Below are 24,140 nucleotides of genomic sequence, written 5' to 3' on the forward strand. Positions count from 1 at the left end.
TTATCTATCATTGTTAAAGCTGATCCTGCGGTGTTTGACCTGCAAAGAAGGCGTCCAGATTGTCCAAAGCGCGAAAGCCCATCGCATCGCGCGTGGTGCGGGTCGCGCTGCCGATATGGGGGAGCATGAAGACGCTGTCGTATGCCGCAAACGCAGGGTTTCCGCCCGGTTCAACCTTGAAACAATCAAGGCCAGCCGCGGCGACCTGTCCGCTATCGAGCGCCGCCATCAGCGCAACTTCGTCGATCAATGCACCGCGCGCGGTATTCACAACAACCGCCCCGGCGGGCAGCATCGCGAACTGTTCAGACCGCATCAGATCGGTTGTTTCAGGCGTGGCGGGGCAATGCAGAGACAAGAAATCCGCGACCCCCAGCAGGCTTTCAATCGTTGAATGATACGTCGCCCCTTGCGCAAGATCCGCCGGCAATGCGCGGCGATTGTAGTAATGCACATCCATATCGAACCCGCGCGCCTTGGCGGCAAATGCACGCCCGACCCGGCCCATACCAATGATGCCAACCCGCGCACCTGTCACCTGCTTGCCCACCATAAATGCAGGCGACCAACTGTCCCAGCCGCCCGTGCGCACCAGTCGATCCCCGGCAACAGCGTGACGGGCGGCCCCCAGCATCAACAGCATCGCAAGCTCGGCGGTGGCGTCCGACAGCACATCGGGCGTATTCGTAACCGTGATCCCACGCGCCTTTAAGGCCGGCAGATCGCAGTGATCCACGCCAACAGAATGGTTCGCGACGATCTTCAGCTTCGCGTCAAGCTGCGCCACCACATCCGCCGAAAAATGCTCTGAATGGCACGGGAGGATCGCATCAAATTCCGCGCTTGCGGCGATGATGTCTGCGGCCGTTCCGGGCGTGTCATCGTGGTTAACCACGACATCATAATCGCGCGCGGCACGCTCTAGCGTTGCGTCAGAGAGGCGGCGGGTGATCCAGAGGCGCTTTTTCGTCATCTCTTGCGGATACATTCATCGTAAAAATCATAGACCGCCATGCCGCAGACCACGATGGCGATGATCATAAACGGTGATCCTCCGACAAAGCCCGCAAATCCGGTCGAGATACTTTGGGAAAGCCCGCCGATGAAAATACACAGCGCCGCTGTGCCAAACAGGCCCACAATCAATTTGGTGATGTATGACATGGTTTTTCCTTTTGTTAGTCCGCGCACGAAGCAAGATGGGTTTGAAGCCAGCGTGCCGTGCGCAACAGCCGGTCGTCTTTTTCAGCCGGGCCAATCAGCTGCACACCAATCGGCAGCCCCGTGTCCCCGACCAGCATTGGCAGGCTGACACAGGGCAGCCCTGCCAGCGTCCAAAGCGTGCAAAAGATCGGATCGCCCGTCCCGTTGCCGAATTTCGGAGCCTCACCCGTGGCGGAAGGCGCGATGATGGCATCGTAGTCCAGAAAAAACGCTTTGAAGAACGCTTCGGCCGAGGTTTTGACTGCAATCGCATCGTCGTATTGCGTCTTGGTTATGGCGCGCGCGCGGGTGATGATGGGTTTCAGCGTATCGCTGATCTGGTCCCAATGCGCCGCAAACACCTCGGCCTGATGCTGGGCGATTTCGTATTCGTGGATGGTGGCCTGAACGGCCACAAGATCCGAGAGTGTGCCCGCCGCCGCCATGCGCTCAACCGATGGCCCGAGGATTTCAAGAACCGCATCAATCCCGTCCAAGGCATCGCCAGACAGGCGGTCATTGAACGGCAATTCAAACCACGCCAGCGCGGGCGTCACGGGGGCCTCTGCCGCCGCCCCTGCCGACATGTTCGGGCGTGGCCGCGCAAAACTGACAGGGTCGCGTTGATCGTATCCGCCAATCGCATCCGTCAGCAAAGCCACATCGGCAAGCGAGCGCCCAAAGCACCCGACCTGATCGAGCGACACCGACGTTTGCAAAAGCCCGTCACGCGAAATGACACCGCGCGTGGGTTTGAACCCGAAGACACCGCAAAACGACGCAGGCCGAATGACCGACCCGTTGGTCTGGGTTCCGATTGCCAATGGCACATGCATCGCAGACACAGCGGCGGCGGACCCACTCGAGGATCCGCCGGGTGTGTGATCGGGGTTGTGTGGGTTGCGCGTTTCATTGGCATGCACAAACGCGAGTTCGGTGGTCACGGTTTTACCCATGATCACCGCGCCCGCCCCGCGCAGCAATTCAACCAAACGGGCAACGTGATCCGTCTGGCGGCCCGCAAAAATAGCGCTCCCACGCTGGGTTGGCATCTTGGCCGTGTCGATAATATCCTTCAGCCCAACCGGAATGCCGTGCAATGGCCCCGTCGCCATCCCGGCGATGCGGATACGATCACATTCTACGGCCTGCGCAAGTGCCGCGCCTTCGTCGAGGAACGCCCAGGCTTTGATCGCGCCGTCCGTTTCGGCAATCCGGGCCAAGCAGGATTTCACCAACTCAACCGATGAAAGACGACCCGAGGCAATGGCGGCCAGTGCCTCGGATGCGGTGAGGGTATAGCTGTCCTTTATCACGGGATGTATGGCCCAAAGAGGTAATCAGGGAACCACAGCGCGATGCCGGGGAAGACATACATCAAGCCCATCGTCAGGATCACAATCCCGAGGTAAGGCATGATGCCGCGGAAGATCTCCATCAGCTCGATCTGGTTCTTGAGCACCCCTTTTAGATAATAGGCCGACATGGCCATGGGCGGGGTCAGGAACGAGGTTTGCAGGTTCAGCGCAATCAGCATTGCAAAGAAATACGGGTTCACCCCGAACACTTCGAGAAGTGGCAGGAAGATCGGCACAAAGATGATCAGGATCTCGGACCATTCCAGCGGCCAACCCAGCACAAAGATGATCAGCTGTGCGAGGATCAGGAACTGCCAGGGTTCCATGTCGAGACCACCGACAAAGTCGGCGATGATGTCGTGCCCGCCAAGGTAGGAAAACACCGACGCAAACGTCCAGGACCCGACGAACAACCAGCAGACCATTGCTGTGGCTTTGGCGGTCAGGAACACGCTTTCCTTGAGCTTGGTCCATGTCATTGACCGGTACAGAACCGCCAAAACCATGCCACCCAGCGCGCCCATTGCAGCCGCTTCCGCAGGCGTGGCCAGACCACCAAGGATCGAGCCCAGAACCAGTGCGATCAACACGGTCAATGGGACAAAGGACTTCAACAGATCAAGATAGATCTCACGCGGCGGCGGCGGGTTTTCCATCGTCGGCTTTGGTGCCAAAGCTGGATTAAAGTACACCCGCACAATCACATAGACGATATACAGGCCCGCCAACAACAGCCCCGGAAAGACAGCCGCCGCATAAAGACGCAGCGGGGACAGGTCCGCAATCGCGGCGTAAACGATCAACATGATCGACGGCGGGATCAGAATGCCAAGCGTACCACCCGCACAGATCACACCCGCCGCAAAGCTTTTGTTATACTTGGCATTGGCCATCGCCGGGAATGCGAGCAGCCCCATCAGCGTCACAACCGCGCCCACGATCCCCGACGCGGTCGAGAACACCGCGCAGGTCAGCAAAGCCGCAATCGCCAGTGAACCCGGCAGGTTTCGCGCCGCCATATACAGCGAGAAGAACAGCTTATCGACGATGTTGGCCCGTTCGACCACATAGCCCATGAACAAGAACAACGGGATCGCCACAAGGATCGGATTTTCCATCACGGAATAGGTGTTCTGGTTCAGCAGATAGAAGATATTGTTGTCGAAAATATCGCTGAAAACCTCGACCGATCCTTCACGGTGGTAGGCGTAATAGCCAAACGCAACGCCCATCGCGAGCAGCGTAAAGGCAATCGGAAAACCAAGCAGAACCAGCACAATAAAGAGCGCTAGCATCATCAGCGCGACTTCGGGATTTGTCATCTTTTTATCTTTCTAGAAGCGCTTGAGGCTATTTGTTGTTTTCGCGGGCGAACGAGCTGATCGTTTCAAGATCGGCGTCCGTCAGCATGTCTTCCGTCTCACGCACATCGACCAGCCGCTCGGGCCACGCGCCCGTGCGAAATGCCATCACGCAGCGCACCAGTTCGGCCACACCTTGCAAGGCGAGCAGGAAACCGGCGATCGGGATCAGTGATTTGAAGAAGTAAATCTGGATGCTGGCGGGGCTGTTAAAGCTCACTTCCTTGTAGCGCCAGCTGTCAGATGCAATTTCCCAGCCGTACCATGCAAGCGCGAGAACACCGGGGAAGAAGAACAGGAAATAGAGGACAAAATCCAAGGACGCCTGAACTCTCACTGGAAACAGACGGTACAAGACGTCGGCCCGCACATGGGTGTCTTGCGCCAAGGCATAGGCCCCGCACATCAAGAACAAAGCGCCATACATCTGGATCATCATGTCAAACGCCCAGACCGTGGGCGAATTAAGCACATACCGCACGAACACTTCGTACGACACAGACAGCGTCAGGATCAGGATGCACCAGCCAAAGGCGCGACCGACCCAAAGGCTAAGCCCTTCAATTGCATGGACGAATTTCATGTGTCTGCTGCTCCCCTCACAGATCAGGCGGGCATTCTTTGCGGCCCGCCTCAAGCCTTTTCAAGCCAGTGGTATCAAGTGCGCAATGCCCGGGCACCACGACGGCACCCGGACATTGCTAACCCCGTTCGCGCCTAGGCGAAGTAGTGATCGTAGGCCAGTTTGTAGTCAGGCTGGTTCAGGTTCAGGTAGCCCATGACCTCTTTGGCGTAGGTCTTCTGGGATTCCATCACGCGGGCAAAGAACGGATCTTCAGACGCGATACGGTCTGCGACCACGTCCCATGCCGCCAGCTGTGCCTCAAGAACGGCCTGTGGTGTGCGGTGAACTTTCACGCCGTCCTGTTCCTGAAGCTTGATCAGGTCATCGGAATAGCGCTTGGTGTTGCCCCAATAGAAGCCGGAGTTTTCCGCCATGGAGGCGTTGCGAATGATGGCCTGATGCTCGGGCGACAGATCGTTCCAGACGTCTTTGTTGATCGTAATCTCAAAGCACTCTTGGCTCTGGTGATAAGAGGCGAGCATGTAGTCTTTGGACACATCCTGCATACCAAAATCACGGTCAGACGTCGGGTTGTTGAATTCGGCCGCATCAATCAGGCCGGATTTCATGGCAGGCTGAATTTCGCCACCTGGAAGCTGAACAACAGACATGCCCATTTCAAGCATGACATCCGCCGCCAGACCAACTGTGCGGTACTTCAGGCCGTTCATCTGCGACGCATCGGTGATCGCTTCGGAGAACCAGCCAAGTGGCTGCGCCGGCATTGGCGAGTTGAAGAAGGACACAACATTCAGCTGCAGCTCGTCCATCAGCTCGTCAAACAGCTCCTGCCCGCCACCCGCGTGGATCCAGCCGAGCATTTCCTGCGACGACCAGCCAAAACAAGGGCCCGTGCCGAACAGCGATGCGGATTTGGATTTGCCGTACCAGTAGGCGGAAACATAGTGCGCCGCGTCCAGAACGCCGCGGTGCACAGCGTCTTGCATCTGGGATGTTTTCACAACGGAATCGACCGACAGAACTTCGATGGTCAACGACCCGCCCGACATTTCGTTGACGCGGGCCGCAAAGGACTGTGCGTTTTCAAGGAAGATACCGCCGCCCCAGGCTGCCTGCATCTTAATGGTTGTGCCGTGGCTTGCTGCAATTGCAGGTGTGGCCAAGGCTGCTGCGCCCGCAACGGCCGAACCGCGCAGGAATTTTCTGCGATTGATAAAGTCTTTCATAGTTCCTCCCAAGGAATGACGATCAATCACCCCATCAAGCAGGAGCAATGTATCGGCTCGTTTTCGGATGTGCGGGACTGCCCTGTTTGCAGAGAAACGCACCCTCCCGGTGCGGCCCTCAGCGGCGCATTATCCCCCGATCCAAGAGAACCTTATGAACCAGTTTTTTCCCAAACAAGCATTACATTTGAACGGGCGTAAGTGGTGCGTCGGCCATAGGCTGACCTGTTGCCGCTAACATGTTCGGGCCAAAAAACCGGCGGACTCAGCGGATGAATGCCCTTAAATCGGGCGCAATGCCCTGAAATTACTCACTTTGCCAAGCCGCCCTACCCTTCGAATTGGTCAAAAAATATGTCCAATTCGACGGCAAGGGATGGCGTTTGGCAGCGTGTGATCCGGGCCGAAAATTAATTTCAGAACAGTGGTTTCAGCAGGGATTGTATACAGGATGACATATGGATTTGCCTGAACGCGGCCTATGCGTGGCCGAATCACTTGCTTGATTCGGATTCTGTATACAATCTAGGCGCACACCGCTCGGCACCTGCCGAACTCAACCACTAGGATTGCTCTGTGACTAATGGAAACCTCAGCCAGCTTGACCGCGCCCTCTTTGGACTGCGCTCCCTTGTGATGAGCGGAGAGTTCGAGGGCGGGCAGCGTTTGTCCGAAGTGGCTGTCGCCAAACAGCTTGGGACCTCGCGCACCCCGTTGCGTCAGGCAATGGACCGACTGGTCGCCGAAGGGTTGTTGGAACGGATCGAGACCGGCGGCTGCCGTGTCGCAACCTTCACCCGCGAGGACATTGCCGACGCGATCGAAATACGCGGCGTCATCGAAGGCACCGCCGCGCGCATGGCCGCCGAGCGCGGGGTAAGCGCTGATTTGTTGGGCCATGCAAAAGATACATTGGACGGGATAGATCGCGCCATCAAAGCCGCGGATGGTTTGAATTTTGAATGCTATGTGCGCCGCAACGCGGAATTCCACGCGTTTTTGGCGAAGTCTTCGGGCAGCACGCTGATCCAACGCGAGATTGAACGGATGAGTTTGCTGCCTCTTGCGTCACCCTCCGCATTCCTGAGTGAACAGGCCGCAATCCCCGATTTTCTAGAGTCCTTGCGCTATGCCCAACGCCAACACCGCGCGATCCTGGAGGCGATCACAAACCGGGAAGGCGCGCGCGCCGAAGCCTTGGTGCGCGAACACGCCCGCCTCGCGCTGATCAATTTCAATTATCTGACCGATGTGCAGCCCAACCTCGTCAAGGACGTGCCGGGGTTGGCTTTGGTCGCATCGTCATAACCCCACGAGAGGAACCTGCCTGTGTCGAGTCTTTCAGCCCTTATGGCCCAGCACGCCAATCCGGTAGACATGCTGCGCAACTCAAAGATCGGGATGTATGTCTATCCCGTCGTGGCCCCCGAATTCACCAACTGGCGCGATGAACAAGGCGCGTGGCGCGATCATGCCGTGCTGTTCGACCAATCCCATCACATGGATGAATTGATCGTGGAAGGCCCCGACGCAGAGGCGTTCTTGTCTTATGTCGGCATCAACGGGTTTGCGAATTTCGATCTCAACCGCGCCAAACACTTTGTCCCTGTGACGCCTGCGGGCCATGTCATTGGTGACATGATCATATTCCGCGAACGCACCGATAAGTTCATTCTTGTGGGGCGTGCCCCCACCGCAAATTGGGTCCGGTTTCAGGCCGCGCGTGGCGAATGGAAGGTCCGTTTGTTCCACGACCCGCGCTCTAACAGCCGCCCCGATGGTGAACGTGTCCTGCGCACCCATTACCGGTTCCAGATCCAAGGCCCCGACGCCCCCGCGATCTTTGAAAAGATCAACGGCGGCCCGGTGCCAGACATCAATTTCTTCCATGTGAATGAAATCAATATCGGGTCCAAAAAGGTTCAGGCCCTGCGTCACGGAATGGCCGGTGCGCCCGGTCTGGAAGTCTGGGGGCCCTATGCGGACAAGCATTACATCCAGTCCACCATTCTACAGGCTGCGCGCGACATCGGTGTGAACCTTGTGCAGGTCGGCAGCCGCGCCTATTCCACCAACACATTGGAATCCGGCTGGATTCCCTCCCCTCTGCCCGGCATTTACACCGGCGACGGCATGATGGCCGACTACCGCGACTGGCTTGGGGCCGACAGCTATGAGGCCGCAGGCTCTATCGGTGGGTCCTACGTTTCGGACGATATTTCCGACTACTATGTGAACCCGTTTGAGCTTGGCTATGGCTTCTACATCGGCTGGAAAAAGGATGATTTCATCGGCAAGGATTCCTTGGCGAAAATGAAGGATGGTCCGAACCGCAAGAAGGTCACGTTTGAGTGGAACAAGGAAGACGTTCTGAAAATCATCGCCAGCGGGCTTGAGCAAGGCACGCCGTTCAAATGGATCGATTTCCCGCAGCCCAACTATGCGTCATCAAGCGCAGACATGGTCATGCAGGGCGATCAAATGATGGGGATGTCGATGTTCAACGGCTACAGCTGGAATGAACGCTGTTTCCTCAGCCTTGGGGTTGTCGACGCCTCTGTTGAGGTGGGCGACGTTCTGACGATGAAGTGGGGTGAGCCTGAACAGACGGGCAAAACCTCAGCCGAAAGCCACAAACAGACCGAAATCCGCGTGCGCGTGTCTGATACGCCCTACGCAAAAGATGCCCGCGAAAACTATGCGGACAGCTGGAGAACCAAGGGCGACTAGGCCCTCGAAAAGGGGCGGCCGTTCAGGGAGGGTGCCCGCCCGCGCACAACAGCAATGTCGACACTGGGAGGTACAGACATGAAATTTACCAAACTTATCGCGGCATCTGCCGTTGCCATGGCCGCCGCACTGCCAGCCGCCGCCCAAGAGCTTAGCTTTGCCAACTTCACCCCGCCGTTTCACACGGTGAACGCATCGGTGATGGAAAAACTGAACACCATCCTGTCCGAGGCCACAAACGGCGAAGTCACCGTGCGCGGCTATCACGGTGGCGAGCTTGGCGCGGGTCCGGTAGAGCAATATATCCGTGTCGTGCAAGGCGTTGCCGATATGGCGTGGGGTCTTCCGGGCTATACATCTTCGCAGTTTGAAAAGACGATGATTGTCGAGCTGCCCGGCACGTTGACCAACGAAGACGACGGGTATGCCGCCATGTGGGCCGCCTATGACGACCATCTTGCGGGCGAATTCCCCGGCACGGTGCCAGTCGCCCTTTGGACGTCCGAGCCAAACGTGTTCATCATGCGTGACGCGGTGATCCGCACTCCGGCTGACCTTGCCGGTTTGAAAATTCGCGTGGCGGGGGCAACTGCCGCGGATGTCGCAACCGCCCTTGGGGCGACCCCTGTGCAGATGCCAATCAACCAAGTCTATAACGCGCTTCAGACCGGTCTGATCGACGGCGTGATCACGGGCTCTTCAACGCTCAACGATTTCAAACTCGACGAGGTCGCCAACAGCTACACCTTCGGCGCAAACCTTGGGCGTTTGTCGTTTTACGCGGTGATGACCGAAGGCACCTACAACGGGCTGAGCGATGAGGCGAAAGCGGCGCTGGACAACTCGGGAAACCAGACGGTTTCGCAAAGCGCAGAAGACGCCTGGAACGCAACAGCCGATGCTGGCGTCGCAACAGCGCGCACTTTGCCCGAAAACACATTTGTTGATCTGACGCCAGAAGAGGCCGCCGTGTTTGCCGACGCAATCGCCGCCGTGACCGGTGCCTATGTTGATGGTGTTGGCGGCGCGGATGCGCTTGCTGCGATGCAGGCCAACTAAACTATGATTGCGCATCTGCGCACATGGGCGGACAGGCTGATCGGCCTGTCCGCCACGATCGGTGGCTTAGGTCTTTTGGTCGAGGTCGCTGTTATTTTGACGGACGTGATCGGACGCGCCTTCGGCGCCCCGCTGTATGGCAGTCAGGACATGATCACGATGGCTATGGTCATTCTGGTGTTTGGCGGCATGGCGATGTGTGATCGCGATGGCGGGCATATCGCTGTCGATCTATTCGAGCCCCGCTATCCGGCATGGCTCAACCGCTTCATCGATATCTTCGCCGCAACGCTTGGGGCCGTGATCTTTGTGTTCATCGCTTGGGCCATTCTGGAAAGCGCGAAACTCAGCGTCATGCTGAACCTGTCGACCAATCTACTGCGCCTGCCGAAGGCGTGGTTCCAATGGGGGCTTGCGGGTCTGTCCATTGTCACGGCCTTGGGCATGATGTTGCGGGCGATTGAACTGGCGCTGTCGGGCCGGGACATCCGCACCGAAAAGGCCCCGTCGGTATGAGCGTGGAATCCATTGGCCTGATCGGCATCCTCGCCCTGCTGGCACTGCTGGCTCTGCGCATTCCGGTGGCCTTCGCGATGTTCCTTGTCGGGTTCATTGGCATCTGGACCGTGCGGGGCTGGGATGCCGCGATGGGGCTGCTTGGGTCTGAAACCTTCACCATCGCATCCTCACCCGAACTGGTCGTCGTGCCGCTGTTCATCCTTATGGGCAACGTGGCGACAGCCACAGGCATGAGCCGCCAGCTGTTTGACGCAGCTTATGCCATGATCGGCCACATCCGTGGCGGGCTGGCCTCGGCCACTGTCGTGGGCTGCGGCGGATTTGCCGCCTTGTCGGGGTCGTCGGTCGCGTCCGCGCTGACCATGGGCAAAGTCTCCCTCGCAGAGATGGAACGCTTTAAATACGACCCGCGCCTGTCCACAGGCGTGGTGGCGGCGGGGGGCACCTTGGGCATTCTCATCCCGCCCTCAACCGGCTTTGTGATCTTTGCCATCCTGACCGAACAATCCATCGGCCGTCTGTTCCTTGCGGGCGTCATACCGGGCATCCTGTTGCTCGGGATGTTCATGCTCACGGTGTCGATCATCTGCTACATCCGACCCGCGGCTGGCCCACGCGGACCCGTCACCACATGGGACGAAAAACGCCGCGCACTCAGTGGGGCTTTCCCCATCCTGAGCGTTGTCGTGATCACCATCGGCGGCATCTATGGCGGGTTCTTTTCCCCGGTTGAGGCCGCAGGCGTCGGCGCAGGCCTCGTCATCATCTACGGCGTGCTCAAACGCCGCCTCAGCTTCGCAGATTTCTGGACTGCCTCACGCGGGTCCGTTGTCACCACGGCCACGGTCATGCTGATCCTGATCGGCGCACATATGATCAACCCCTTCCTCGCCCTGAGCCACCTGCCAACCTATGTCGGCGAAGCCCTTGTCGCGCTCGATGTGCCCGTCCTTGGCATCCTCGCTTTGATGCTGCTTGTTTACCTCGTGCTGGGCTGCTTCCTCGAAGGGTTTGCGATGCTGGTGCTGACCTTGCCGATCTTCTTTCCTGTGGTTCTCGAACTCGGGATTGATCCGATCTGGTTTGGTGTCTTGGTCGTGCTCACGCTTGAAATGGGGCTGATTTCGCCTCCCGTCGGCATCAATGTGTTTATCGTCAAATCCGTTGCGCCCAACGTCTCGCTTGCTGATATTTTCCGCGGCGTTGCCCCGTTCTGGCTGGCGATGCTTGTGACGCTCCTCATCCTGATCGCCGTCCCGCAGCTGTCGCTTTTCTTGCCCGATACGATGTTCAACTAAGGGGTCTTCCCATGTCTGATCAAAAATCCGCCCTCGTGATTTCCGCCCATTCCGCCGATTTTGTCTGGCGCTGTGGCGGGGCCATCGCGCTGCACCAACAGCAGGGTTATGACGTGACCGTGGTTTGCCTGTCCTACGGCGAACGCGGCGAAAGCGCGAAACTGTGGAAACAGGACGGCATGACATTGGACAAGGTCAAAACCGGCCGTCGGATCGAGGCGGAGAATGCTGCCAAAGCCCTCAACGTGCACGACATCCAGTTCTTTGATCTGGGCGATTATCCTTTGGAGCTTACCCGCGGCGACAAATACAAGCTCGTCGATGTGATCCGCGCCGTGCAGCCGGATTTCATGCTCAGCCACTCCAAGATTGACCCCTACAACACCGATCACGCCTATGCCACGCAGGTTGCCCTTGAGTGCCGCATGATTGCCCAAGCCTGGGGGCATAACCCCGGCGAACAGGTGCTTGGCGCCCCGCAGCTATACCTGTTTGAACCCCATCAAACCGAACAGATGGCGTGGAAGCCTGACACGTTCCTCGACATCACGCCCGTCTGGGACCAAAAGCGCGCGGCAATCGAATGTATGCAGGGCCAAGAGCACCTTTGGGAGTTTTACACCCGCACAGCCCAGCAACGCGCCAACCATTTCAAACGCAATTCCGGCGGGCAGTCTGGCGGGCGCGATTGCAAATACGCCGAAGGGTTCCAATCGATCTTTCCGCGCACGGTCGACACGCTATGAGCACCATCGCACACCTCGGCCATGTCGAGCTTTACACAGATCAATTCGATGCTTCGTTGGACTTTTTCACCCGCGTTTACGGGCTGACGGTGACGGAGCAAAACGATCAAAGCGCCTATCTGCGGGCCTTTGATGATTACGAACACCACAGCCTGAAGTTGACTAGCCACCACACAACGGGCGTCGGGCACATAGCCTATCGCGCGACGTCACAGGCCGCACTTGAGGCCCAAGTCGCGATTATTGAGGCCAGTGGGTATCACTGCTTGGGCTGGGTGGAGGGCGACGCCGGCCATGGCCGCGCCTTCCGGTTCAAAGACCCGTTCAACCACACGTTCGAGATTTACTGGGACACCAACCGCTACGTGGCGCCAGACACCGAAAAACCTGCGCTCAAAAACATCGCGCAACGTTATCACGGACGCGGCGTCTGTCCGCGCCGCATTGATCATTTGAACCTGCTGGCAACAGATGTGTCGCAGTTCCGCAGGTTTATGGAGGTCTGCCTTGGCAGCCGCGTGACCGAGATGATCCAGCTTGATAACGGGCGCATCGGCGGCGCGTGGTTTACGGTCAATAACAAGACCTACGATCTGGCCTGTACCGAAGAACACGGGAACGCCGATGGCCGGTTCCATCATCTCACCTATGCCACCGACCAGCGCGAAGACATCCTGCGCGCCGCTGATATTTTCCTTGAAAACGGTGTGCATATCGAGACGGGGCCGCACAAACACGGCATTCAAGGCACGTTTTTTCTGTACGTCTGGGAACCTGCGGGCAACAGGATCGAACTGGCCAATTCCGGCGCGCGGCTGATCCTTGCGCCCGATTGGGAACCTGTGGTCTGGACCGAAACAGAGCGCAAAAAGGGGCAAGCCTGGGGGCTGAAAACGATCGAGACGTTCCACACCCACGGCACACCGCCCCTGCCCAAGGAGACCTGAGGTGAACGTGGTTATCCAAAATATCAGCCGCGCGGATCCTGCCATTGTCGATGGCCTCGCGCGCGCAGGCGTTGCGACGGTGCACGAGGCGCAGGGCCGCACCGGATTGCTCGCCAGCTACATCCGCCCGATCTATCGCGGCGCATCCATCGCCGGGTCCGCCATAACCATCCTCGCGCCACCCGCCGACAACTGGATGCTGCATGTGGCGATTGAACAAATCCAAGCGGGCGACATTCTGGTTTTGGCCACGACAGAACCCTCTGACGCGGGCTATTTTGGTGATCTGTTGGCCACGTCCGCACTGGCGCGCGGGTGTCGCGGTTTGGTCATCGACGCCGGTGTGCGCGATGTGCGTGATCTTGAAGCGATGGGCTTTCCCGTCTGGTCCAAGGCGATCTGCGCCCAAGGCACCGTTAAGGAAATCCTCGGCTCGGTGAACGTGCCCATCATCTGTGCGGGTGCGGCGATTGATGCAGGCGACGTGATCGTCGCGGATGACGACGGCGTCTGTGTTGTCAAACGCAGCGATGCCGCTGATGTGTTGGCGGCCGCCCAAAAACGCACCGCAAATGAGGGTGACAAACGTGCGCGGTTCGCCAAAGGCGAGCTTGGCCTTGATATGTATGACATGCGCGGGCGGTTGAAAGCCGAAGGGCTTAAATATGTCTGACAGTATCCGCTGCATGTGGATGCGCGGCGGCACCTCCAAGGGCGGGTATTTTCTGGCGTCCGATCTGCCGACGGACCCCGCGGTGCGCGATGCGGTCTTGTTGTCGATCATGGGCTCGCCCGATCCGCGCCAGATTGACGGCATGGGTGGGGGTGATCCGCTGTCGTCAAAGGTCGCGATTGTTGCCCCATCAGCGCAGCCCGGCATCGACGTTGAGTACCTGTTCTTGCAGGTTTTTGTCGATGAAGCCCGCGTCAGTGATGCGCAAAACTGCGGCAATATCCTTGCGGGTGTTGGGCCTTTCGCGATTGAACGGGGGTTGGTCGCCGCGCGGCCCGGCGAAACGCCTGTCCGCATCTTTATGCAAAACACCGGCCAAATTGCGATTGCCCGTGTCAGCACCCCGAACGGCCACGTCACCTATACAGGTGGTGCCCGCATTGATGGTGTTCCGGGCAGGTCCGCCGCCATTCCAATCACGTTTCAAGACACCGCAGGGTCCAGCTGCGGCGCGCTTTTCCCATCCGGTCAGCCCAAGGACACGATTGACGGAATTGATGTCACCATGATCGACAACGGCATGCCCTGCGTGCTGATGCGCGCAACCGACCTTGGGTTGCTTGGCACCGAAACGCCCCGCGATCTTGAGGAAAACGCAGCGTTGCGTGCGCGCCTTGAGTCCATTCGCCTGATCGCCGGCACCCGCATGAACCTGCGCGATGTCACGGCCAAAACGGTCCCCAAAATGACGATTATCTCACCGCCAAAAAACGGCGGGGCGATCAACACGCGCACGTTCATTCCGCTGCGATGTCACAAGGCCATTGGTGTGCTTGGCGCTGTCAGCGTAGCGACGGCCTGCCTGACCAAAGGCACCGTCGCGGATGGCATCGCAATTTGCGACACCGGCGAAACAAGCCCTCTGTCCATCGAACATCCAAGCGGTGAAATGACGATCATCGGCCACATCAAGAATGGTCAGGTTGTCGGCACCGATGTCTTGCGCACCGCGCGCAAACTAATGGACGGCTTGGTCTTTGCGTCCAGCGCCTCCTGACTTCAAACCTAAGGAAATCCCCCGTGTCCCACCCAAGCTTAGAGATCATCCTCCACGCCTACCCCCAGTCGCCCGTTGCCGAAAAGGTGCGGGTGGCGTTTGGCATCAAAGGGCTGGCGTGGCGCAGCGTTGAAATTCCGCGCCTGCCACCCAAGCCGAACCTGACCGCGCTCACAGGGGGATATCGGCGCACTCCTGTGGTGCAGATTGGCGCGGACATTTATTGCGACAGCCAATGCATTATCCGCGAGCTTGAACGCCGCTACCCGTCGCCCAGCTTGATGCCCACCGCCGATCAGGGGCTGATGTGGTGCCTCAGCCGCTGGACCGATGGGGCGCTGTTTGATCAGACCGTGCGCCATGTTCTGGGGTCCGCAGGTGACAGTCTGGACAAAGATTTCGCCGCAGATCGCGGGCGCCTGTACCTTGGCGAAGACTGGGCCGCGGGGCTTAAGAAAGCCAACGCCGACCTGCCCCACCTTGTGGCCCAATTGCGCGCACCGCTGTCATGGCTGGATGCACAACTGGCGGATGGGCGTGATTTCTTGCTCGGGCCGGACGCCGCCGCGATTGACGCGCAGTTTTACCATGTCGTCTGGTTCCTGCGCGGGCGCTGGGCTGATGGGCCGTCGTTTCTGTCAGAGTTCAAGAACCTCGTGCGGTGGGAGGATAATGTCCGCGCCATCGGCCACGGCACATCCCAACCAATGGACCCGCAAGACGCGCTTAAGCAGGCGCGCGCGCAAGACCCGATTGCAACGACAGGCGTTGCTGCGAACGAACCACAGGGCCTGATCGTCGGGCAATCCGTCACGGTGATCCCCGATGTCAACGGCGGCGAACAGCCTGTTGCGGGCACACTGCGCTACGCAGATGCGCAAACGGTCACGATTGAGCGCAGGGCGGATGATATTGGCACAGTCTGCGTCCACTTCCCGCGATCCGGCTACCGCATCGATATCGTTTGATCCCGACCCAAGGACCACACCGTGACTGACCACTATACCTTGACGACACCCAATGACCGCATGGTATCGATCCTGCTCGGGGATCTGGGCGTACCGTATACCGCCCACGCGATCGACATCACCAAGGACGCACACTTTGCGCCCAATGTCCTAGGGCCAGGACCCATCCACTGATTGAGCTTGTCGCGCTGTCATGATGCGCGATCCCCAGTTCCGGGGATGTGGGGAGCAACTCATACTCGCATACAGAGGCGCAGATGACACGTCTGTGGCTTGAAAAGGGGGGCGTGTCTCAACCCGCTATGACCGCTGCCCAAAGGTTTCCAATCAGCAATCGCTCTCACGGCAACAGTCATATTCTGGTGATGAGATGCTGCAACGGGGCCTGCGACGCGCACTGCCCGTCACCGCTTGCAAGATCAGTAGTACGGTGTCGACCGTCCCCTCTTGCATTGAAATGGAGGGCGGCGGTTCGGGGCTGTCGCTGCCTTCCGGCAACCAAGGCGTCCACCTTGCCAACAGGGGACTGCTGAATTTTCGCCTTGCCTCAGGTACGTGGCAACATGCGCCGCAAAATGCTTTTTAGCGGCAATGCAGTCGCACAAAGCAGCAGGGCCCCTAATCCAAGCAACGCAGCGCTGCCGGGGCGCTCCAGAAAGATCATCGGATCTCCCCGCGACAGCAACATGGCGCGACGAAAGAACTCTTCCATCATCGGCCCAAGCACAAAGCCAATCAGCATCGGCGCGGGTTCGAAGCGAAACAGGCGCAGGACGTAGCCGATAAGTCCAAAGGCAAGCGTTGCCCAAACATCCGTCAGCGAATTGGAAATCCCGTAGACCCCAACGCAAATCATCATGATGACGGTCGGGTACAGGTAATAGTGTGGCACCCGCAGCAGACGCACCCACAGGCCAATCAACGGAATATTCAGGACCAACAGGAAAAAGTTCCCAAACAGAAAGCTGACGACAAGGCCCCAGAACAGATCTGGGTGATCGGATATCAGCCGCGGGCCAGGCGTGATCCCGTGAATCATCAGCGCGCCAAGCATCAGCGCCATTGTTGTTGAGCCGGGTATCCCCAGCGTCAGGGTCGGGATAAAGGCAGTCTGCGCCGCCGCGTTGTTGGCGGATTCCGGCACGACAACCCCCTCAATCGCGCCCTTGCCAAAGTGCGCCTTGTTGCGGCTGACTTTCTTCTCAAACGCATAGCCGACAAAGCTGGCGACGGTCTGGCCAGTGCCCGGCAAGGTGCCAAAGAAAGACCCGATGGCAGAGCCTCGCAATGCAGGTAGAAAGCTGCGCCGCCACTCGGCCCATGTTGGAAAAATATCGCGCCCGCGCACATTTTGGCCGGCATAGCTTTGGGTGGCACCGCGCAGGGACACCATGACTTCGGAGATGCCAAACAAGCCCATGGCGACAACGACCAGCGACACCCCGTCGCGCAACTCGGGAATGCCCGCGGTGAACCGTGCATCGCCGCTGTTGACGTCGACCCCGATCGTACCAAGCAAGATGCCCAGGCACACCATCATCAAGCCGCGCAAAACGCCTGAAGAGCTGACAATCGACGCAGCAATCAACCCGAGCACCATGACCGAAAAGTACTCGGCTGGCTGGAACAACAGGGCGAACTCAGCCAGCGATGGCGCGAGCAGGACCATGACAATCACGCCAAAAACGCCCCCAAAGAACGACGCGACAGAGGTGGCAAAAAGCGCGATCCCCGCCCTGCCCTGCTGCGCCATGGGATAGCCGTCGATACAGGTGACCGACGAAGACGGAGTGCCGGGGATATTCAGCAGAATTGAGGCGATGGAGCCGCCATATTCCGCGCCGTAATAGACCCCGGCCAACATCACCAACGCTGTGGTCGGCTCAAGGTAGAACGAAACCGGAAGCAGCATGGCAACCGCCGCCAGCGGTCCGACACCGGGCAGCACGCCGATGAAGGTGCCCAAAAAGACGCCGATAAAGCAATAAAACAGATTGGAGGCCGTCGTCGCCGTACTGAACCCCAATGCAAGATTTGACAGCAAGTCCATATCAAAGCCCCCTGATAGCAACAAAGGGCATACCCAGCCCGCGCACGAAGATCAGCCAAACGCCGACCGCGACCCCGACGGCCAAAGCCATCCGAAACGGCCAGTGGAACCCCGGTATCGCCGAACCGGTGGCAAACACGGCGATGGCCGTGGCCGGAAGCACCCCAAGCAAGGGGGTGAAAAAGGCGAAAGAGGCGACGCCGCCGACCACCCCCAATACGGCAATTGGATCGGCCTTGGCGGTCTCCATCGGAGCCCGCAAGTTCTGCACCAGCCCGATTGCGGCCAGCACCGACAACAGGCCCCCAACCAATAGCGGAAATGCGCCCGATCCCATCCGGCGAAACGAGCCGAGATCAAGGCTCGCAATTGCACCAAAGGCAAACGCAAGGCCCGCCGCCAGCATGATGAGCGGGCCGATCTGGGATATCATGGCGGTGCGGCGCATGGGGCCTCCTACAGCTCGAACTCGGGGCCGTCGTAGTCATTCGGAACGGCGAGCGTTCCCGTGCGAATGTCCTCGGCCAAACCTGCGATGTAATCTCGGGTGGCCTCCGGAACGTCCGCCCCCATCGACAGTGATACAAAATCCCCGTCTGCCAGACCAAGCTCGACAATCTCGCCCGGCGTCACACCAGCAACCATATCTGTGATCGCTGCCTTCACCCCCAGATCAATCCTTGCCATCGCGGATGCGATGAAGACCTCGGGATCGACGTCGACCCAATCCAATGCGTTGCCAATCTGACGGACCCCGCCGTTGCGACAGGCCTCGATTGCGCCGGATCGGGCATCATTGAGCATGGTAAAGATGATATCAGCCCCAGCCGCGATTTCCGCATCAGCCCAGGCTTTGGTGACGGCGCTGTCATCCTGCGTTCCGCAAAATCCGGTCAGGATCTGCACGTCTGGATTGGCATGTTTGACACCCGCAACAAAGGCCGCACGCCCTTTAAGACCGGGTGGCACCCGATGACCGGACAAATGCCCGACCGTCCCGGTTTTGGTCGTCCGCGCGGCAAGTGCGCCCGCCAGGAAGGCCGAGTCCTCTTGGCGTATGTCATAGCTGGCAAGGTTCGGTCCGGTCCTCTTGCCCTGCACGATGGCAAATGTCTTATCGGGATATTGGTCTGCGATTTCCGGCGTCGCAATATTGCCCTGACCGCCAATAAACACCAAGCCATCGACCTCGGGCACCACCTCTGCCAGACGCGCGCGGATTTCATCGTGATCGTAGCGCACGCCAGACACGATCGAGATTTCGGCCAGCGCTTCGGCCGCCGCAGCCTCTGCCCCCGCAAGGGCGCTGGCATTAAAGCCAGCGTCCCGCACTTCGCCCACAAAAAAGACGGCAATCTTCATCTTTGTGCTCATTTCATCGCCGCCGTGACCAAGGGCGTCCACTGCGCCAGCAAATCGCTTACAAAGGTCTCAAATTCCGCGCTGGTCTTGGGTTCGCGCACCAGCCCCCATGTGTCGAATTGCGCCTGCACATCCGGCAAGTTCATCGCCTCGGTCAATGCCGTGTCCAGCTTTGTCTTGATCTCATCATCAACGCCCGCTGGCGCGCTGAAACCCAGCCAGTTCTCGGCCACGATGTCATAGCCCAATTCGGTGAAGGTCGGCACGTCGGGCAATGAGGAAAGACGGCGCGTGGCCGTGACAGCCAGTGGAATTGCGGTGCCGTCCTGCACAGCCGGCAGGTTCTGCGGGACCGCATCAAAGATCGACGGGACCACGCCACCCCGGAAATCCAAACGCATCGGACCGGACCCTTTGTAGGGTATGTGGAACAGCTCGGACTCGGTCACGTTCTGGAACTGCTCGGCAATGATATGGCCCCACGAGCCAACGCCAGAGCTGCCGTATTCGTATTTGCCCGGATCGGCCTGTGCCGCCGCGATCAACGCCTCAAGGTCACTGACCCCCATGGACGGCGCGGCAAATAGGCCAAGGTGGACCGTGCCGATATAGGTGATGTGGTCGAAATCCGCGATTGGATCATAGGGCGTGTCGGGAAAACGGACGGGTGCCACGTTGAACGGGGTCAGATTGGACAGCATGAAGGTATAGCCATCCGGGTCTGCAGCTTTCAAAGCCGACGCGGCCACGGTGCCGGCGGCACCGGGTTTGTTTTCGACCACGAACTGCTGGCCAAGCGTTGCCGACAGTTTTTCGCCCAGCATCCGTGCCACAAGGTCGCTGGACCCGCCCGGAGGAAAGGACACCAAAATCTTTACCGGGCGTTCGGGCCATGTGGTTTCGGCAAGGACGGGCATGGACAGCATGGCGAGTGTGGCAAAAGTTGCGCCGAGCAGGTGTCTGCGTTTCATAATCTGGTTCCCTCTGAGTGACTCCGTGAAACCATGGTTCCATCAGGACAGCCCTTCGCGCCTACAAGAAACTGTAGTTTTACGAATTGTCGCACAGGAAATCTTGATTTTGCCTAGAAATTGAGCGTGATTTTTCGGAAATCGTCCATTTCCACTCTCGACGCGAACACCGGATTGCCACGCTTTACCGCCTAAGTTGCAGGTTTTCCCGAATCAACAGGCTTTCAACTTGCGCCAGACAAGCCCCCCTATCAGATTGCCCATATGGAACCCGAATTTCACGAAGACATGACATTTCTGGCCCGCATCCGGTCCAGCCTGCCCAACCTGCACCGGGCAGAGCGCAAGTTGGGGGCATTCCTGTTGGATTTTCCGGGCGATCTTGCCTCCTATGATGCGCAGGAACTGGCGCGGCTAAGTGGTGTGTCCAAAGCGACGGTCTCGCGGTTTGTCCGGCGCATTGGCTTTGCCAGCTACGAAACCGCGCGCCGCGCCGCCCGCGAAGAGCGACAAAGCGGATCGCGCCACTTTCTTGCACATGCCGAAAACGTGCCGCACGAAAGCCAGCTTGCCACCAGCATGCAGGAGGAAATGCAAAACATCGCCTGGACGTTTGAGCATATCGACGCCGCTGATCTGGATGCGCTGGCCGAGGCGATTGTATCGGCGCGCAAGGTCTGGCTGGCGGGATATCGGATCAGCCACAGCTTTGCCGAATACGTCTATTGGCAGCTGGTAAAAGTGGTTCCCGATGCGGCAATAATCCCGCAGGCCGGAGAAAGCCTTGGCGAGCATTTTGCGGCAATCCAGCCGGGCGATCTGGTGATCTGGATCGCGCTGCGCCGCCGGATGGCAAATACAGATCGCGCCCTGGATGAGTTGCAAACCCTCGGGGCGCAAATCGGGCTTATCACCGATGATGGAAGCCAGCGGGATGATCGGGTGAAATGGCATTTCCGCTGCCGCATCGAAACCTCGAGCCCGCAGTTCAACCATGCATCCGTGATGTCGCTCTGCCACCAAATCGTCACGCGCGCCACTCTACGCGCAGGATTGGCGGCCCGCACCCGCCTGCGGCGCATCGACGAGATCAATGAACGCTTGAAAGAGGTCTAGCGGCTAAGCTCTTGTTTGATTACAGTTATACTTCTAGAAACTGCATCTTTCAGGAAGGTTCCGGGGCCCACGTCCGGATACGACCCAAGTCCCAGATCGCAACGCCTCCCCTGCACTTTGTCGTGCAGCACCCAAGAGCGCGCGCCTGAGATTTTGACATAGACGAACAATCCCCGCCGCCCCGGCTTTGCAGTTTCCGACAAACTCGGGGCGATTCAGCTCGGCATCCGGCCTGGCATGACGGACCGTGATGGTATGGCGCTTGGCGAAGCTGTCGGATCGCTCGGACAATGGATTTCGGGCACGCCGATAATCGTCTGTCAAAAGCGGTCCAGAATGTGTGGGACGCGCAGGATTAATCGCTGTCGCTGATGGAAACCGGCTGGGATTTTTGCGAGTTACAACGCGTGGATGCACTAGAGAGGCTTGCCCGAAAAACGCCGGTTTCATCCCCACGGGCAAGGCTGCGAGATGGTCGAACGTGTGTTTATCCGCCAGAACGCCCCGCCGTTGGACGATAATATGCCTCTGGCGGTCCATCCGGGATACGATGAGGGGCGGGGTTTCGCAGGTATCTGTGACAACGATATCAGTGAGGCGGGCGCTCCGGGTGAGGGCCTGCACAAAACTGAAATGAAGGTTTTCCAGCTTTGTGCAGGCCAGCAGTGCTGAGGGGCTCGCTTGACCGAACCAAATCACCGCGCCGCTGCCACGACCAATGCCGCTGTTAGAATTCCGCAAGCGCCGGGTCGGGCCGCTCAGGTGGCGCGTCTACGCACCCGGTCCGGTGTCGGGGGCCGCGCATTCCAGAAACTGACCCCGGCCCTTTGGCGCCGTCAAAACCCCGTCGCGCACCACCGTTTCGCCGCGCGACAACACGATCTCTGGCCAGCCCGTGACCCGGCGGCCCTCGTACGGCGTGTAATCGACGTTGTGGTGCAGATCCGCGTTGGTGATCGTGACCTCGCGCGCGGGGTCCCAGATCGTGATGTCGGCGTCGGCCCCGACCGCGATGGTGCCCTTGCGCGGATAGAGCCCATAAAGCCGCGCCGGGTTGGTCGCGGTGAGCGCGACGAACTGATTGAGCGATATCCGCCCCTGCCCCACGCCTTCGGAAAACAGCAGCGGCAGGCGGGTTTCGACGCCGGGTATCCCGTTGGGCACATGGGCAAAACTGGCTCCGTCACCGCACAGTTTCTTGCCGGTGGCGCTGTCATACTTGAACGGCGCGTGATCCGAGGAGAACACCTGAAACGTGCCATTGGCCAGCCCGCGCCAAACGCTGTCTTGACTGGCCGCGTCGCGGGGCGGCGGAGAGCAGATGTGCTTGGCCCCCTCGAACCCCTCCAGATCAAGATCGTCGGCGGTGAGCAGAATATACTGCGGACAGGTCTCGGCAAAGATCCGCAGCCCCTTGGCGCGCGCCGCCGCGATCTGGTCCATCGCCTCGCCACCCGACACATGCACCACCAGCAGCGGCACATCGACAATCTCGGCCAGCGAAATCGCGCGGTGGGTGGCCTCGCGCTCGGCAATCGCGGGGCGGGCATCGGCGTGAAACCGGGGGGCGGTCTGGCCCGCCTGCTCTAGCGCCTCGGTCAGCCAGGCGATGGCGTCGGAATTCTCGGCATGGATCATCGTCAACGCGCCTTCGCGCTTGGCCAGGGCCAGCACGTCGATGATCTGGCGGTCGTTCAGCTTGAGGTCGTCATAGGTGGTGTAAATCTTGAACGAGGTATAGCCCTCGCGGATCAACGCCGGCAGTTCCTGCCCCAGCACCTGCGGTGTGGGATCGGTGACAATCAGGTGAAAGGCGTAGTCGATCACCGACTTGCCCTGCGCGCGCCGGTGGTAATCATCAACCGCCTCGCGCAGCGTTCCGCCCTTTTGCTGACAGGCAAAGGGGATGACCGTGGTGGTGCCGCCAAAGGCCGCCGAACGCGGGCCGCTGTCGAAATCATCGGCCATCACCGAGCCATCGGAACTGGGCTGGTCAAAGTGGCAATGGGCATCGACACCGCCGGGCAGAACCAGCTTGCCACGGGCGTCGATCTCCTCCCTGCCCTGCGGCAAATCCTGCCCGAGGGTCGCGATGCGGCCATCGCGGATGCCGATGTCGGCGTCAAAGATATCGGCGGCGGTGGCGATGCGGCCGCCGCGAATAACGAGGTCGTAATCGGGGGTCATGTCTGGTTTGTCCTTGCGTCTGGCGCCGCGCGGCGCACGAGATAGTCTATGGTTTGTTGCCCCGAGGCCATCAAGTGCCCGCGCCAGATCCGCCTTGCGCGGTCGGCGTCGCGGGCATTGAATGCCGCCATCAGGTCAAGATGTTCCTGCAAGGCCGCCTCGCGCCGGGCCTCTTTGTTGAGCGCGATAAAGCGCACCCTTTCCGCCTGTTGCGCCAATCGGTCACGCTGGTCGCTGAGGATAGGATTGCGGGCGAAATCAACGATCCGGTCATGAATGCGGCGGTTGAGATCAAAGTATTGCCCGACATCCGCCGCCCCGGCCACAGCACACATCTGAGTGTGCAACGCGTGCAACTCGGCCAAGTCGGGCTCGGTCATCCGCTTGCAGGCCAGCTCCGCCGCCAGCGCCTCGGTCCCGGCGATCACCTCGAACAGCGCGCGGGTTTGGTCAACCGTGACGCGGCTGGCCGAGGCCCCGCGATTGGGGGTAAGATCGACCAACCCCTCGGTCGCCAGCAGTTTCAGCGCCTCGCGCAGCGGCGTCAGCGACACGCCGATTTCCGCCGCCAGCGCCGTGACGGCCAGCTTTTCACCGGGTGCCACAGCGCCGGTGATGATCCGGTCGCGCAGTTCGGCGGCCACCCGTTCATGCAGATGGGCGCGGGTGAGCCGGGTCGTTTCGCTCTCGCCCAAAGGCGCATGTCGGGTGGCCGTGGTCATG

General features: G+C 59.5%; 23 protein-coding genes. 11 read left to right on the forward strand and 12 right to left on the reverse strand.

Annotation, left to right across the window (positions count from 1 at the left end; translation table 11 throughout):
- Window positions 1-13: 13 nt before the first annotated feature.
- From ACW9UO_RS05480 to ACW9UO_RS05505, 6 genes are all read right to left on the reverse strand, one after another.
- Window positions 14-973, reverse strand: a complete 960-nt coding sequence (locus tag ACW9UO_RS05480) for a 2-hydroxyacid dehydrogenase (protein WP_457087973.1) — start codon at window positions 971-973, stop codon at window positions 14-16.
- Window positions 970-1,164: a hypothetical protein gene (locus ACW9UO_RS05485; RefSeq protein ID WP_457087974.1), complete on the reverse strand. Its 195-nt coding sequence runs from the start codon at window positions 1,162-1,164 to the stop codon at window positions 970-972. The genes ACW9UO_RS05480 and ACW9UO_RS05485 overlap by 4 nt, the downstream gene beginning before the upstream one ends.
- A 14-nt stretch (window positions 1,165-1,178) precedes the next feature.
- Entirely contained in the window at window positions 1,179-2,519 is a 1,341-nt protein-coding gene (locus tag ACW9UO_RS05490) for an amidase (protein ID WP_457087975.1), read from the reverse strand.
- A complete protein-coding gene (locus ACW9UO_RS05495; RefSeq protein ID WP_457087976.1) occupies window positions 2,516-3,883 on the reverse strand; it encodes a TRAP transporter large permease in 1,368 nt (455 codons plus the stop codon). Before ACW9UO_RS05495 ends, ACW9UO_RS05490 begins: the two co-directional genes overlap by 4 nt.
- A 28-nt stretch (window positions 3,884-3,911) precedes the next feature.
- Window positions 3,912-4,505 (reverse strand): TRAP transporter small permease subunit, encoded by a 594-nt coding sequence (locus ACW9UO_RS05500; protein WP_457087977.1) that lies wholly within the window; start codon window positions 4,503-4,505, stop codon window positions 3,912-3,914.
- A 134-nt stretch (window positions 4,506-4,639) separates the two neighbouring features.
- Window positions 4,640-5,734 (reverse strand): TRAP transporter substrate-binding protein, encoded by a 1,095-nt coding sequence (locus ACW9UO_RS05505; RefSeq protein WP_457088607.1) that lies wholly within the window; start codon window positions 5,732-5,734, stop codon window positions 4,640-4,642.
- A gap of 636 nt (window positions 5,735-6,370) precedes the next feature.
- On the opposite strand from ACW9UO_RS05505, the gene ACW9UO_RS05510 reads away from it, so the two are divergent.
- From ACW9UO_RS05510 to ACW9UO_RS05555, 10 genes are all read left to right on the forward strand, one after another.
- Entirely contained in the window at window positions 6,371-7,042 is a 672-nt protein-coding gene (locus ACW9UO_RS05510) for a GntR family transcriptional regulator (protein ID WP_457087978.1), read from the forward strand.
- Window positions 7,043-7,063: 21 nt separating this feature from the next.
- Entirely contained in the window at window positions 7,064-8,464 is a 1,401-nt protein-coding gene (ligM, locus tag ACW9UO_RS05515) for a vanillate/3-O-methylgallate O-demethylase (RefSeq protein WP_457087979.1), read from the forward strand.
- A gap of 78 nt (window positions 8,465-8,542) precedes the next feature.
- Window positions 8,543-9,523 (forward strand): TRAP transporter substrate-binding protein, encoded by a 981-nt coding sequence (locus ACW9UO_RS05520; protein ID WP_457087980.1) that lies wholly within the window; start codon window positions 8,543-8,545, stop codon window positions 9,521-9,523.
- 3 nt (window positions 9,524-9,526) lie between these two features.
- Window positions 9,527-10,039: a TRAP transporter small permease gene (locus ACW9UO_RS05525; protein WP_457087981.1), complete on the forward strand. Its 513-nt coding sequence runs from the start codon at window positions 9,527-9,529 to the stop codon at window positions 10,037-10,039.
- A complete protein-coding gene (locus ACW9UO_RS05530; protein WP_457087982.1) occupies window positions 10,036-11,340 on the forward strand; it encodes a TRAP transporter large permease in 1,305 nt (434 codons plus the stop codon). The genes ACW9UO_RS05525 and ACW9UO_RS05530 overlap by 4 nt, the downstream gene beginning before the upstream one ends.
- Before the next feature lie 11 nt (window positions 11,341-11,351).
- Window positions 11,352-12,086 carry a PIG-L deacetylase family protein gene (locus ACW9UO_RS05535; RefSeq protein WP_457087983.1) on the forward strand — a complete coding sequence of 245 codons (735 nt, stop codon included), beginning with the start codon at window positions 11,352-11,354 and terminating at the stop codon, window positions 12,084-12,086.
- The gene (locus tag ACW9UO_RS05540; protein ID WP_457087984.1) at window positions 12,083-13,033 is read left to right on the forward strand and encodes a VOC family protein; all 951 of its coding nucleotides are present in this window, start codon (window positions 12,083-12,085) and stop codon (window positions 13,031-13,033) included. Before ACW9UO_RS05535 ends, ACW9UO_RS05540 begins: the two co-directional genes overlap by 4 nt.
- 1 nt (window position 13,034) lies before the next feature.
- Window positions 13,035-13,706, forward strand: coding sequence for a 4-carboxy-4-hydroxy-2-oxoadipate aldolase/oxaloacetate decarboxylase (locus tag ACW9UO_RS05545; protein ID WP_457087985.1), 672 nt, complete (start codon window positions 13,035-13,037; stop codon window positions 13,704-13,706).
- On the forward strand, window positions 13,699-14,763 hold the full coding sequence (locus tag ACW9UO_RS05550; RefSeq protein WP_457087986.1) for a 4-oxalomesaconate tautomerase: 1,065 nt from the start codon (window positions 13,699-13,701) through the stop codon (window positions 14,761-14,763). The genes ACW9UO_RS05545 and ACW9UO_RS05550 overlap by 8 nt, the downstream gene beginning before the upstream one ends.
- 23 nt (window positions 14,764-14,786) lie before the next feature.
- On the forward strand, window positions 14,787-15,731 hold the full coding sequence (locus ACW9UO_RS05555) for a glutathione S-transferase family protein (RefSeq protein ID WP_457087987.1): 945 nt from the start codon (window positions 14,787-14,789) through the stop codon (window positions 15,729-15,731).
- A gap of 547 nt (window positions 15,732-16,278) precedes the next feature.
- Here the strand turns inward: ACW9UO_RS05555 and ACW9UO_RS05560 are convergent.
- The 4 genes from ACW9UO_RS05560 to ACW9UO_RS05575 are packed head-to-tail and all read right to left on the reverse strand — an operon-like array spanning window position 16,279 to window position 20,114.
- Window positions 16,279-17,781, reverse strand: coding sequence for a tripartite tricarboxylate transporter permease (locus tag ACW9UO_RS05560; protein WP_457087988.1), 1,503 nt, complete (start codon window positions 17,779-17,781; stop codon window positions 16,279-16,281).
- A gap of 1 nt (window position 17,782) precedes the next feature.
- A complete protein-coding gene (locus ACW9UO_RS05565; protein WP_457087989.1) occupies window positions 17,783-18,229 on the reverse strand; it encodes a tripartite tricarboxylate transporter TctB family protein in 447 nt (148 codons plus the stop codon).
- 8 nt (window positions 18,230-18,237) lie between these two features.
- Window positions 18,238-19,155 (reverse strand): BMP family protein, encoded by a 918-nt coding sequence (locus tag ACW9UO_RS05570; RefSeq protein ID WP_457087990.1) that lies wholly within the window; start codon window positions 19,153-19,155, stop codon window positions 18,238-18,240.
- Window positions 19,152-20,114: a Bug family tripartite tricarboxylate transporter substrate binding protein gene (locus ACW9UO_RS05575; RefSeq protein ID WP_457087991.1), complete on the reverse strand. Its 963-nt coding sequence runs from the start codon at window positions 20,112-20,114 to the stop codon at window positions 19,152-19,154. The genes ACW9UO_RS05570 and ACW9UO_RS05575 overlap by 4 nt, the downstream gene beginning before the upstream one ends.
- A gap of 264 nt (window positions 20,115-20,378) precedes the next feature.
- On the opposite strand from ACW9UO_RS05575, the gene ACW9UO_RS05580 reads away from it, so the two are divergent.
- Window positions 20,379-21,230 (forward strand): MurR/RpiR family transcriptional regulator, encoded by an 852-nt coding sequence (locus ACW9UO_RS05580; protein ID WP_457087992.1) that lies wholly within the window; start codon window positions 20,379-20,381, stop codon window positions 21,228-21,230.
- Window positions 21,231-22,001: 771 nt separating this feature from the next.
- On the opposite strand, the gene hydA is transcribed toward ACW9UO_RS05580, so the two are convergent.
- Window positions 22,002-23,417 (reverse strand): dihydropyrimidinase, encoded by a 1,416-nt coding sequence (gene hydA / locus ACW9UO_RS05585; protein WP_457087993.1) that lies wholly within the window; start codon window positions 23,415-23,417, stop codon window positions 22,002-22,004.
- Window positions 23,414-24,139, reverse strand: a complete 726-nt coding sequence (locus tag ACW9UO_RS05590) for a GntR family transcriptional regulator (RefSeq protein WP_457087994.1) — start codon at window positions 24,137-24,139, stop codon at window positions 23,414-23,416. The genes hydA and ACW9UO_RS05590 overlap by 4 nt, the downstream gene beginning before the upstream one ends.
- Window position 24,140: the final 1 nt, after the last annotated feature.

Source organism: Marinovum sedimenti (assembly GCF_054052205.1).